This is a genomic window from Gilliamella bombicola (genome assembly GCF_900094945.1).
Lineage (GTDB): Bacteria > Pseudomonadota > Gammaproteobacteria > Enterobacterales > Orbaceae > Gilliamella > Gilliamella bombicola.
Genome location: NZ_FMAQ01000011.1, coordinates 34,954 through 47,802, shown reverse-complemented (window position 1 = coordinate 47,802; position 12,849 = coordinate 34,954). Strand labels below are relative to the sequence as shown.

Here is a 12,849-nt window from a genome sequence, read left to right as displayed (position 1 = left end):
TATTTATCACATAATAGCGGAATTTATTATTATGCCTAGGTGTTTTGATAAATCCGCTTCTTTCTCTTTAACAGCAGTTTTTTGACGATAAAGTCAAGCGAGTGAATATTATGGATTTGAAAAATAAAAAAATAGTTAATTTAATAATAGGTAGTTTTATTGGATTATTAACTATGACTACTTCACCGGTATCGTTTGCTATTGAAAATAAGCTTGTGAGCCCCGTTTTGTTAGAAAAAGTTCAGCAAAGTGAGCGCGATAAGCGCCAATATGAAGTGATTGAGCTATCAAATAAAATGCGCGTGTTACTTGTGTCTGATCCTAATGCTGTTATGTCACTCGGTTCGTTAGCATTACCAGTTGGGTCACTGCAAGATCCAAAAGATCAGCAAGGACTGGCGCACTATGCTGAACATATGGTATTAATGGGATCGAAAAATTACCCAGAACCAGCAAGCTTTTCTCAGTTTTTAAGTCGTCATTCAGGAAGTTATAATGCCAGCACTGCGGCACATAGAACGGCTTTTTATTTTGAAGTTGAAAATAGTGCATTTGATAAAGCGCTGGATCATTTAGCCGATGCTATTGCCGAGCCGAATTTAGATCCTAAATTTGCCGATAAAGAACGCAATGCTGTTAATGCCGAAATGACGATGGCTAGATCGAACGATGGTTTTCGTATTGAACAAGTTAATTCCGAAACTATTAATCCTAATCACCCATCGGCACAATTTTCGGGTGGCAATTTAGAAACATTAAGTGATAAACCAAGTAGTAAATTACAAGATGCTTTAGTGACTTTTCATAAAAATTATTATTCGTCTAATATCATGGTGGGGGTAATTTATAGTAATCAGTCAATCAATAAATTAGCAAAATTAGCTGAAAACACCTTTGGTAAAATCCCTAATAAAAACATTAATGCTCCAATAGTTGATAAGCCAGCGATCACTCCAAATGTGTTAAGCAAACAGATTGCAATGGTGCCAGCGCAACCTAAGAAATTGCTATTTTTACAATTTCCAATGGAAAACAATTTAGATAAATTTGCTGATAAAAGCGATGAATATATCACTTATTTAATTGATAATAGTAGCCCCAACACGTTGTCTGATCAGTTACAAAAGCAGGGTCTTATTGAAGGTATTAGTTCGTCTATCAACCCTATCCGTTATGGTAATAGTGGTATGTTGAGTATTAATGTGAGCTTAACCGACGATGGTCTCGCTCAAAAAGATAAAGTTATTGGGGCTATTTTTAATTATTTGCAGTTAATTCAAAAGCAAGGAATTTCTGATGCTTATTATGAAGAACTTAAGAAAGTTTTAGCACTAGAATTTAAGTATCAGGATGTTGAGCGTGATATGTCTTATGTGGAATGGCTATCTGATCAAATGTTGTTGTACCCCGTTAAAAATATATTAAATTCTGATTTTATTGCTAATAATTTTGATAAAACAGCGATCGCCGCTCGCTTAAAAAGCCTAACGCCGGATAACGTTAGAGCTTGGATTATTTCACCAAATCAAACGACTAATAAGACGGCTTATTTTGTAGACGCACCTTATAAAATCGATAATATTACTAGTGAGCAAAAAGCGAATTGGTTGGCTTTAGGTAAAAATTTCACATTTAGTTTACCTGAATTAAATCCTTATATCCCTGACGATTTTTCAATTGTGAAGCAAAACCGCGCTCAAGCTCAACCAGCTGGGTTTAGTAAACGTGGTAATCATCTTCATTTTGTTAGTCAATATTTCAAAACTGAACCTAAAGCGGCGATTGTGGTTTCGTTACGGAATAACGAGGCTTTTAGTGATGCTAAAGCAGAGGTCGCTTTTAATTTACTTGATTACATTGCAAGTCGTAATTTAGAACAATTACGATTTCAGGCTAGGGTTGCGGGTATTTCGTTATCAACAAATAATGATAATGGACTGATGATTTCAGCTAGTGGCTTTAGTCAGCATTTACCTAAAATGGTGACAGCAATTCTTAATAGTTATCGCAATGTGACGATTGATGAACAAAGCTTAGTGTTAGCTAAATCTTGGTATTTGCAAGAATTGGATAAATCTGAGCATGCTAAAAGTTATTGGTTGGCGGTTAATCCTGTTAATGAATTGTCAGATTTACCATATTTTGAACGGGATGAAAGACGTCAAATTACAGAAACAATGACTATTAATGACGTGTTAACTTATCGCGATAATTTATTAACCCACTCAGTACCTTATATGCTTAGCTTGGGTAATTTGTCTAACGAGGATTCTTTAGATCTTTATCATTCCATCCAAAAAACACTAGTGCGTGATGTTGAATTTACTCTTGTTGATAATATTCAGATTAAAAAATCATTGGAGGCCAAAATGACTCAACATGCGAAAAGCACTGATAATGCTTTGATGATGAGCTATATTCCAACCGGTTATGATCGGATTAGCAGTTGTATGCTAAGTTATACGCTGTCTAAAATCATATCACCATGGTTTTTTGATCAATTGCGTACTAACGAGCAACTCGGCTACGCTGTATTTGCAGGCCCTGTTACAGTTGGAGATTCAGTTGGAATGAGTTTTATCATTCAAAGTAACCAATACGATCCAGCTTATTTATTTAAGCGTTATCAAGAATTTTATCCTGTTATATCAAATAAGCTTAAAGCATTATCTAAAGAAGATATTGAGCAATATAAAAAAGCGGTACTTGATGAATTGAAAATGCCTCCGCAAACATTGGATGAAGAGTTTAGTCGTTATATGGCTGACTATCGGAATTCGCGTTTTATGTTTGATTCACGGCACAAAAAAATTGAACAATTGAAAAAAATCACTCAACAAGATTTAGTTGATTTTTATAGCCGTTCAGTTATGGATAAAAAAGGTTTTGTATTTGCGTCGCAAGTTCTTGGTAAGCGTGAAGATAATGCTAAACAACCAGAGGCAATTTCTGAGTTTACTGAATTTGAAAATGTATCAGCATTGCAAAATGAGTTATTAAAATAGGTGTTATTTAAGTTGTTGTGAAAATATAGGCTACACCGGAAACATTTTGCCAAAAATTGGCATTGTTATCACCTTGTGATACACTGCCAAAATCCCAATAGTTTGAGTATATTATGATTACTGGATCGATTGATTATTGTGCTATAGGTCAACGTTTACGTGCGTATAGGATTGCCGCTTCACTGAAGGCTGAAGATGTTGCTGATAGCCTTAAAATTTCAAGAGCAGCAGTCTATCGGTTAGAAAAAGGCGAAATCGTTAAAATTGAAACTTTAGAACGATTGGCCTTGTTACTCGATACTTCTTTTGCGAGTTTACTTGGCATTGATACCGAGTATTATTCGAGTGGTGACGGTTTTTTTGAGCGTATGCGCCAGTTAGAAGAACAATCAACCCATATCTATTCTCACTTCGACCCTTTTTCGTTTTTATTAACTTCACCTGATTATTTGACTCATTTAGCTATGATGCTAAATGAATCAAACGAGTTGATTGATCACCAAAAATATTCAGTTATTTTGTCGATTTTAAAAGAACGTAAAAAGCAGTTTTATCAATCAGTACCAAAGGTGATTAATTTAATTAGCTTGCGTAATGTAGAGCGGTTTTTGCATATTGGTTTAGTGGGAAATTTGACAATTTCTCCAGGCAAGAAGTCAGAAAGAATGTTATTAGCACGTAAAGAAGTTTATCATTTAATTGAGCTAATAGAACAACAATCCTTTGCCCCCACTATTGCTATTACACAAGAAGCAATTCCATCAATTGCTTTTCAGATTTTTTATCAAGATAGTAATCCTATTTCATTAGCAATGAGTCCGTTTCGATTAGGTGAGTTACCTAATGTAACTACTGGTATTGCGTCGATCACGTCATCTTATGATGCTATTAAAAGATATCGACATTTATTTGATGAGTTATGGAAAAATAGTGCTAAAGATAAGCAAGCAATTGATTTATTAAAAACGACGCTAGAAAGATTTTAAAGAATATTAAAGAGAGTCATTATGTTATCCTTAACATTACAACCAATAAAAAAATTTAGTGGTACGATTAATTTGCCTGGTTCAAAAAGTGTTTCTAATCGTGCTTTATTATTATCAGCATTGAGTAAAGGTAATACGCGCTTAACTAATTTACTGGATAGTGATGATGTGCGTTATATGCTTGATGCACTTGCGTCCTTAGGTGTGAAGTATCAGCTATCGCATGATCGTACCATTTGTGATGTTCAAGGTGTGGGAGGTTTGTTGCAATCTGACCATACATTAGAGCTTTTTTTAGGTAATGCCGGTACGGCTATGCGCCCTTTAACTGCAGCGTTATGTCTTGGTCATAATAACATTGTATTAACGGGTGAACCTCGTATGAAAGAACGTCCGATTGGTCATTTAGTTGATGCTCTACGCCAAGGTGGTGCTAAAATTGATTATCTTGAAAATGAAGGTTATCCGCCGCTACATATTCGAGGTGGTTTTATCGGTGGTAATATTGACGTTGATGGTTCGGTATCTAGCCAGTTTTTAACTGCCTTGTTAATGGCTTCGCCACTAGCACAAAATGATACTCAAATAACCATAATTGGCGATTTAGTCTCTAAACCTTACATTGATATTACTATCAAAATGATGGCTATTTTTGGTGTTTCGGTGACAAATCATAACTATCAAAAATTTATTATTAAAGCTAATCAGTGTTATCAAGCTCCTGGTGATTATTTAGTTGAAGGCGATGCCTCTTCTGCTTCTTATTTTTTAGCAGCGGCTGCAATTAAAGGTGGCACAGTGAGAGTCACGGGTATTGGTAAAAAAAGTTTACAAGGTGATACACAATTTGCCCATGTTCTTGAAAAAATGGGCGCTAAAGTAACTTGGGCTGATGATTATATTGAATGTTCATGTGGTGAATTACACGGTATTGATATGGATATGAACCATATCCCTGATGCGGCAATGACCATTGCTACAACAGCACTGTTTGCTAAAACTCCTACTACCATTCGCAATATCTATAATTGGCGAGTTAAAGAAACTGATCGCTTACATGCAATGGCTACGGAGTTAAAAAAGGTCGGTGCAACCGTTGATGAAGGTCGCGATTATATTACTATTGTGCCACCAGCTAAATTAACCTATGCCGAAATTGAAACTTATAATGATCATCGTATCGCTATGTGTTTTTCATTGGTGGCACTTTCTGATACGTCTGTGACAATATTAGATCCTAAATGCACAATGAAGACTTTTCCTGATTATTTTGAACAATTTAAACGATTAAGCGAAAAATAAAATGAATAAATTTGTTCCCGTTGTTGCTGTTGATGGGCCAAGTGGTGTTGGTAAAGGCACTTTATGCCAAGCGTTAGCTAATCATTTTAAATGGCATCTTTTAGATTCTGGCGCTATCTATCGTGTACTAGCACTTAGCGCACTTAAGCAAGGCATTGCATTGGATGATGAAAGTCAATTAGCCCAATTAGCCCTTAATTTGCCGCTAACGTTTGATACTTATGGTTGTGATGTTAAAGTGTTATTAGATAATGTTGATGTCACTAACGAAATTCGTACAGAACAAACGGGTGGGGCTGCATCAAAAGTGGCGGCAATTAATTCTGTTAGAACAGCTTTATTACAGCGCCAACGTGACTTTAGGAAAGCTCCAGGCTTGATTGCTGATGGTCGTGATATGGGCAGTGTGGTGTTTAGTGATGCACCAGTTAAAATTTTTCTTGATGCAAGTGCGCACTCTCGTGCAGAAAGGCGAATGAAACAGTTGCAAGATAGGCAAAATCATGTTAAATTCGCCGAAATTTTGCAGGAGATAACTGCGCGTGACGAGCGTGATCGTAATCGGGTTGTTGCGCCGCTAAAACCTGCTGTTGATGCACTAATAATTGATACTACATCGCTTTCGATTCAAGATGTTTTTAATCAATCTATTACGTATATAAACAAAAAAATTGCGTTGTAAGTTTGTTTACAGCGTGTGTTAACCAAGCTCTATTTCAAGGATGAGTGGAGTATCGTAAATAACCCCATAAGACAGGATGTAATGTGGACGTTAATATTAATTTAAGATATAAAAATATGACTGAATCTTTTGCTCAACTCTTTGAAGAGTCTTTAAATCAACTAGACACTCGTTCTGGTAATATGATCCGCGGTACTGTCGTTGCTATCGACAAAGATGTTGTTTTAGTTGATGCTGGTTTAAAATCTGAATCGGCAATTCCAGTAGAGCAGTTTAAAAATGCCCAAGGCGAATTAGAAGTTCAAGTCGGTGACGTTGTTGATGTTGTACTTGACTCAATTGAAGATGGTTTTGGTGAAACAATCCTATCTCGCGAAAAAGCTAAACGTCATGAAGCGTGGCTAGTTTTAGAAAAAGCAGTTGATGACGCTGCAACAGTTTTAGGTGTTATCAATGGTAAAGTTAAAGGTGGCTTTACGGTTGATCTTAATGGGGTTCGTGCGTTCCTTCCTGGTTCGCTTGTCGATGTTCGTCCATTACGCGATACTTCTCATATCGAAAACAGAGAAATTGAATTAAAAGTTATTAAATTAGATCAAAAACGCAATAATGTTGTTGTTTCTCGTCGTGCAGTTATCGAATCAGAAAATAGTGCAGAAAGAGAACAACTTCTTGAAAATCTACAAGAAGGTTCTGAAGTTAAAGGTATTATCAAAAATCTTACTGATTACGGTGCATTTGTTGATCTTGGTGGCGTTGATGGTTTACTTCATATCACTGATATGGCTTGGAAACGCGTTAAACATCCAAGTGAAGTGGTTGAAGTGGGTCAAGAATTACTTGTTAAAGTACTTAAATTTGACAAAGACCGTTCACGTGTATCACTTGGCTTAAAACAATTAGGCGAAGATCCATGGGTTTCAATTGCTAAACGTTACCCTGAAGGTACTAAAGTAACAGGTAAAGTAACTAACTTAACTGACTACGGTTGTTTTGTTGAAATTGAAACAGGTGTTGAAGGTTTAGTTCATGTTTCTGAAATGGATTGGACAAACAAAAATATTCACCCATCTAAAGTGGTTAGCTTAGGTGATGAAGTTGAAGTGATTGTTCTTGAAATTGATGAAGAACGTCGTCGCATTTCTCTTGGTCTTAAACAATGTAAACCAAATCCATGGTTACAGTTTGCTGAATCACACAATAAAGGTGATAAAGTTAGCGGTAAGATCAAATCAATCACTGATTTCGGTATCTTCATTGGTTTAGATGGCGGTATTGATGGTTTAGTTCATCTTTCAGACATCTCTTGGAATATGCCTGGTGAAGAAGCAGTTAAAGCTTATAAGAAAGGTGATGATATTGAAGCGGTTGTGTTACAAGTTGATGCTGAACGTGAGCGTATCTCTTTAGGTATTAAACAACTAGAAGACGATCCATTCAGTAGCTTTGCATCTAACTATAAAAAAGGTACGATCGTTAAAGGTGCTGTAACTGAGGTTGATGCTAAAGGTGCAACTATCGAAATCGCTGAAGGTATCGAAGGTTACTTAAAAGCACAAGATATTGCTCGTGAACGTATTGAAGATGCGACAACTGTATTAAAAGTGGGTGATGAAGTTGAAGCTAAGATTGTGAATATTGATCGTAAAACTCGTGCAATTTCATTATCGGTACGTGCTAAAGATGAGGCTGATGAAAAAGAAGCACTTGCTGCGGTAAATAACACTGCAACTCAAGAAGATGCATCATTTACTAATGCGATGGCTGAAGCATTCAAAGCTGCATCAAAAACTGAGTAAAAAATATCGATGTAAAGAGTAAAGAGGGCTTGCCCTCTTTTTCTTTTATGGTATAAAATGAAGAAGTTACATACCACATAAATAAATTAGGAGTGATCATGAACAGATCGGATTTAGTAGAACGAATTGTTAACTGGCGGACACATCTTCCTATGCAACTAGTTGATGATTCAGTTAGAGATATCATTGAGCAGATCGCTTTAGCTATGGAAAGTAACGATCGTGTAGAAATTCGAGGCTTTGGTAGTTTTAGTTTAAACTATCGTGCACCACGTAAAGCAAGAAATCCAAGAACCGGTGGTAATGTTGAAGTTAAACATAAATATATTCCTCACTTCAAACCGGGTAAAGAGCTACGTGAAAGAGTAAATAATGCAGCAAAAGCATAGTCTTTAAATTCTATACTTAGCTAAAAGCCTTTGAGTCAAATCAATGGCTTTTTTATTTTAAAAACTTAAATTTCTCTCATTTTATTCATGCCCCATAATTCATTAGTTAAAACAAATCAACGTTTCGTTAGTTATCATCGTTAACAATCTCTGAACCTTTACCTGTAATTTCAGTAAATATTATCAAGATTAATAGTTAAAATGGAACTCAGATCGAAAGATTCAAATTCAGTTATTTTTTTATAATATCAATTGATAAGCTAGCTTTTTATTATTAATAAATATGGCGAGCGTAGATGCGACAATTTTGTTCTCTTGATTTATTGGCGATCATGTTTTCATTAGGTTGTTTGCCATTACTGTTTTTGCCGCATTTATTGTCTGATTTTCAGTGGTATTTTATTGCCATTATTTTGGTTATTTTTGCATTGGTTGTTCCGGCTAAATTGCGCTGGTATTTGTCTATTTTTGTTGTGTTTGTTTTAGGTATTTTGTGGTCTACTGCTTATTCTAAGCAATATTTATCAAGTATTTTGCCTTATATTGATAAAACGTTAGTTGTTAAAGCAAAGGTCCAAAATATCAATACTAGACAAGCTACAACAGATATTGAACCTTATTATATGTCATTTTCTGTTTTTTCTATTTCAGATGTTACGCTTTCTAACGATATTCTGATCTCGGTTTATTGGGATAATTTATCTATGCCAAAATCGGGGCAAATTTGGCAATTAACACTAAAAACAAAAGTTGTGCATGGATATTTAAATGAAGGAGGATTTGATAGTCAGCGCTTTTCGATAGCAAACCGAAGTTTATTATCAGCTAAAGTAATTGACGCCAAACTGCTAGATGATAAGTCTAATTTAAGACAATCTATTATTGATTTGGCACTACCTTACATTGATCTATTTAGTTATCGAGGCATACTCTTAGCCCTTGCTTTTGGAGATCGTTCTCAATTAGATGACTCGCTTCGTACTGTGATGATGCAAACAGGTGTTGTCCATCTAATGGCAATATCGGGTATGCATATTTTATTGGTTTTTGGTCTTAGTTGTTTTTTTGTTAAGACTGTTCTGTTTTTTATTCCAAAGCGTTTTATCTGTTTTTTTGTGCCGATTATCGTTGGTTGGTTGTGCGCACTTTTTTACGCATGGTTAACTGGTTTCAGTCCGCCTACATTACGTGCTATATTGGCTTTATCAATTTGGATCTATTTACGTTACAAAAAACATCAAATTAGTGCATGGCAAAAAGTTAATCGAATTATTGCGTTGTTATTGTTGTTTGATCCATTGATGATTTTATCTGAGAGTTTTTGGTTATCTTGTTACGCAGTAATTAGCTTAATTTTTTTATTTGAATGGTTACCAATACCTCAAGAAATAAAGCATAAAAAGCGTTGGTATATAGTTAGGTTATTGCATTTACAATTGGGTTTGACCTTGTTGTTGCTACCTATTGAACTTTTTATTTTTCATGGTGTTAGTGCGGTTTCTATTTTAACGAATTTAATTGCGATTCCTATTATTTCATTATGCACTTTCCCTGCTGTTTTATTTGCGTTGGCATTTACTTTGATGGATTGTTTTTATATTGCATTATGGTGGTGGATGGTTGCTGATAAATCGTTGGAATTGTTATTTTTCAGTTTGAATTGGCTTAATTTATTGTGGCTTAACATACCTTCAGACTTTTATTGGTTAAGTTTTTTAGGCTGGTTAGTTGTCATTATAATACGTACTGGAACGTGGCGTTGTTTTAGAATTACTTTATTAGTCATTTTTATGTTATTAGTCACGCCACTTTTTGAACATCAGCATTATCGTTGGCGATTGGATATGCTTGATGTTGGTCACGGATTGGCGATTGTTATTCATGATGGAACGTCAGCTATTTTATACGATACAGGAGCCAACTGGGGAAAAAGTTCTGCTATGGAAAGGGTTATTATACCTTTTTTGCAATGGCATAATTTGAATGTACAAGGAGTTATTATTAGTCATCAACATAATGATCATGTTGGAGGTTTGAAATTGCTTCAACAAATTTACCCTAAGGCATGGTTAATGAGTTCCTCTTTTGATTTAAATAATGATTATCCATGTTTAGCTGGTAATCGTGTTAATTGGAACGAGCTAACATTTGATATATTGTGGCCTAATAAACTGGTTGAATATGCACAAAATGAGGACTCTTGTGTAATACAAGTAACTGATGGGCACTTTTCCGTATTATTAACAGGAGACTTAGAGCGCAATCAGGAATATCAGTTAGTCACAAAATATCGAAATCAGTTAGCTTCTACTATTTTACAAATTCCGCATCATGGTAGTACTACTTCATCAAGTTATACTTTTTTAAATCACGTTAAAGCGGTAAAATCGTTAGCGTCTACATCTCGTTATAATCCCTGGAAACTACCATCCCATAAGGTAATAACAAGGTATCAAAATTTACACTTAGATTATTATGTTACAGCTAGAACTGGTCAAATAAGCCTATTTTTTGATAAACACACTTGGAAGTTAAAAACCATGCGAGGCGAAATTAAACCCAGATGGTATCATGATTGGTTTGGTAGTTTGCCAATTTATGAGTAAAATAGGCTATCGTTTGCTATAGGCAACCATGTTAATAATTGTTATATCGACATTAAAAGATAAGACAATTTTACTGAATGTAATTAAGTGATGTTAAAGTTATGATTGAAAAAATGTGGTATGGTAAAAATCGATTATTTTGGTTGTTCATACCATTTTCTTTATTATATGGTTTGATTGCTTTTGTTCGCCGCTCTTTGTATCGATTAGGTATTTTTAAATCTTGGCGTTCCCCTGTACCTATTATTGTTATTGGCAACTTATCTGTTGGTGGTAATGGCAAAACACCACTGGTTGTGGGTTTAATTGAATCGTTAAAACAAAAAGGATTACAAGTTGGCGTTGTTTCGCGAGGGTATGGTGGCAAGGCTGATAGCTATCCGCTTATTTTAGATAATACAACCACAACCGAACAAGCTGGTGACGAGCCGGTACTTATTTTTCAACGTACTAATGTGCCTGTTGCTGTATCACCCCACCGAGCTGAAGCTGTTCAAGCATTATTAAAGCAGTATGAGTTAGATGTCATTTTGACCGATGATGGTTTACAACATTATGCATTATCGCGCGACATTGAAGTAGTAGTGGTTGATGGAAAACGTTTATTTGGTAATGGATGGTGGATGCCAGCAGGACCAATGAGAGAGCGAAAAAGACGATTAAAATCGGTTGATCTGATTATTATAAACGGTGATAGCGTAAATAATTTGGCTCAGCAGTATCCAAATAAAACCTACACCATGCAATTAACGCCACTATATGCAGTAAATTTACTAACTAAAGAAAAAAAAGCATTATCTTCATTGCAAAATATTTATGCTATTGCGGGTATTAGTAATCCAAAACGTTTTTTCGATATGCTGATCAACATGCAAATTGATGTGGTTAAAACCGTTTCTTTTGCTGACCATCAAAAATTTACTTTACCGTTGTTAAACAATGTCGCAAGTAGTGAACAAACACTTTTAATGACTGAAAAAGACGCCGTTAAATGTAGGCAATTTGCCCAGAAAAATTGGTGGTATCTACCCATTGATGCGGTAATACCCGTAGAGGCAGTTGATCAGATCTGTTTGTTATTAGCTAAGACAAAATCTCAAAGAGAATAAAACATGAAAGAAATCTTATTAAGCGCACTTGCTTGTCCTAAATGCCATGGGCAACTACAATATGATGCCAACAATCAGCAGTTAATTTGCCAAACAGATAATCTGGTTTATGCAATCAAAGATAACATTCCCATTTTGCTTGAATGTGAAGCAAAACCACTCAATCAATCATCGTCTGTTCAAGAATAAAATATAAGGCGTTAATTATGAATTTTTCGGTTATTATTCCTGCTAGGTATGCTTCAAGTCGTTTGCCAGCTAAACCTCTAGCGGATATTCATGGTAAACCTATGATTGTTCGGGTGATGGAGCAAGCAAAAAAATCGTCAGCCAATCGGGTGATTATTGCAACAGATCATCAGCAAGTTTTTGATGTAGTCAAGGAGTATGGCGGTGAAGTCATTCTTACTAGTGACAAGCATAATTCTGGTACTGAAAGGTTAGCAGAGGTCATTAATGCTTATCAGTTTGCTAATGATGAAATCATTGTTAATGTACAGGGGGATGAACCTTTAATTCCACCCGTTATTATTGATCAAGTGGCTGAAAACTTGGTGCAATATAAAACTGGAATGGCAACATTAGCGGTGCCAATTGCTTCTGTTGAAGAGGCATTTAATACCGGTGCGGTTAAAGTTGTGACCGACAAAGAGGGTTATGCACTTTATTTTTCTCGTGCTACAATTCCTTGGGAACGCGATCGATTTGCTAAATCGGTTGATTTATTAAAACAATCCAGTATTGGTGATTTTTATCTTCGTCATATTGGTATTTATGCTTATCGTGCTGGCTTCATTCGTCAGTATATCAACTGGGCGCCATCTACACTTGAACAAATTGAGATGTTAGAACAACTTAGAGTGCTTTGGTACGGCGAAAAAATACATGTTGCAGTTGCAAAGCAATCGCCAGCAATTGGTGTTGATACACAAGAAGATTTGGAAAAAGTAAGGGCACTATTTAAGGATTGA

Annotated in this window: 10 protein-coding genes; all 10 read left to right on the top strand. The window is 35.5% G+C overall.

All coding sequences use genetic code 11. From position 1 onward, the window contains the following. Positions 1-173: 173 nt before the first annotated feature. The 10 genes from ptrA (at position 174) to kdsB (ending at position 12,849) form a co-directional block, all read left to right on the top strand. Positions 174-3,005 carry a pitrilysin gene (gene ptrA / locus GA0061081_RS08755; protein ID WP_167349338.1) on the top strand — a complete coding sequence of 944 codons (2,832 nt, stop codon included), beginning with the start codon at positions 174-176 and terminating at the stop codon, positions 3,003-3,005. 113 nt (positions 3,006-3,118) lie between these two features. Next, positions 3,119-3,991 carry a helix-turn-helix domain-containing protein gene (locus GA0061081_RS08750; RefSeq protein ID WP_091349911.1) on the top strand — a complete coding sequence of 291 codons (873 nt, stop codon included), beginning with the start codon at positions 3,119-3,121 and terminating at the stop codon, positions 3,989-3,991. 18 nt (positions 3,992-4,009) lie between these two features. Beyond that, positions 4,010-5,293, top strand: a complete 1,284-nt coding sequence (gene aroA / locus GA0061081_RS08745) for a 3-phosphoshikimate 1-carboxyvinyltransferase (protein WP_091349908.1) — start codon at positions 4,010-4,012, stop codon at positions 5,291-5,293. Between the two features lies 1 nt (position 5,294). Then, positions 5,295-5,975: a (d)CMP kinase gene (gene cmk / locus GA0061081_RS08740; RefSeq protein ID WP_091349905.1), complete on the top strand. Its 681-nt coding sequence runs from the start codon at positions 5,295-5,297 to the stop codon at positions 5,973-5,975. Positions 5,976-6,091: 116 nt separating this feature from the next. Then, positions 6,092-7,774: a 30S ribosomal protein S1 gene (rpsA, locus tag GA0061081_RS08735; protein WP_091349995.1), complete on the top strand. Its 1,683-nt coding sequence runs from the start codon at positions 6,092-6,094 to the stop codon at positions 7,772-7,774. 98 nt (positions 7,775-7,872) lie between these two features. Beyond that, positions 7,873-8,163 carry an integration host factor subunit beta gene (gene ihfB, locus GA0061081_RS08730; RefSeq protein WP_091349902.1) on the top strand — a complete coding sequence of 97 codons (291 nt, stop codon included), beginning with the start codon at positions 7,873-7,875 and terminating at the stop codon, positions 8,161-8,163. 296 nt (positions 8,164-8,459) lie between these two features. After that, positions 8,460-10,769 (top strand): DNA internalization-related competence protein ComEC/Rec2, encoded by a 2,310-nt coding sequence (locus GA0061081_RS08725; protein ID WP_091349898.1) that lies wholly within the window; start codon positions 8,460-8,462, stop codon positions 10,767-10,769. A 101-nt stretch (positions 10,770-10,870) separates the two neighbouring features. Further along, on the top strand, positions 10,871-11,878 hold the full coding sequence (gene lpxK / locus GA0061081_RS08720) for a tetraacyldisaccharide 4'-kinase (protein WP_091349894.1): 1,008 nt from the start codon (positions 10,871-10,873) through the stop codon (positions 11,876-11,878). A gap of 3 nt (positions 11,879-11,881) precedes the next feature. Next, the gene (locus GA0061081_RS08715) at positions 11,882-12,067 is read left to right on the top strand and encodes a Trm112 family protein (protein WP_091349890.1); all 186 of its coding nucleotides are present in this window, start codon (positions 11,882-11,884) and stop codon (positions 12,065-12,067) included. Positions 12,068-12,084: 17 nt separating this feature from the next. Continuing rightward, the gene (kdsB, locus tag GA0061081_RS08710) at positions 12,085-12,849 is read left to right on the top strand and encodes a 3-deoxy-manno-octulosonate cytidylyltransferase (protein ID WP_091349887.1); all 765 of its coding nucleotides are present in this window, start codon (positions 12,085-12,087) and stop codon (positions 12,847-12,849) included.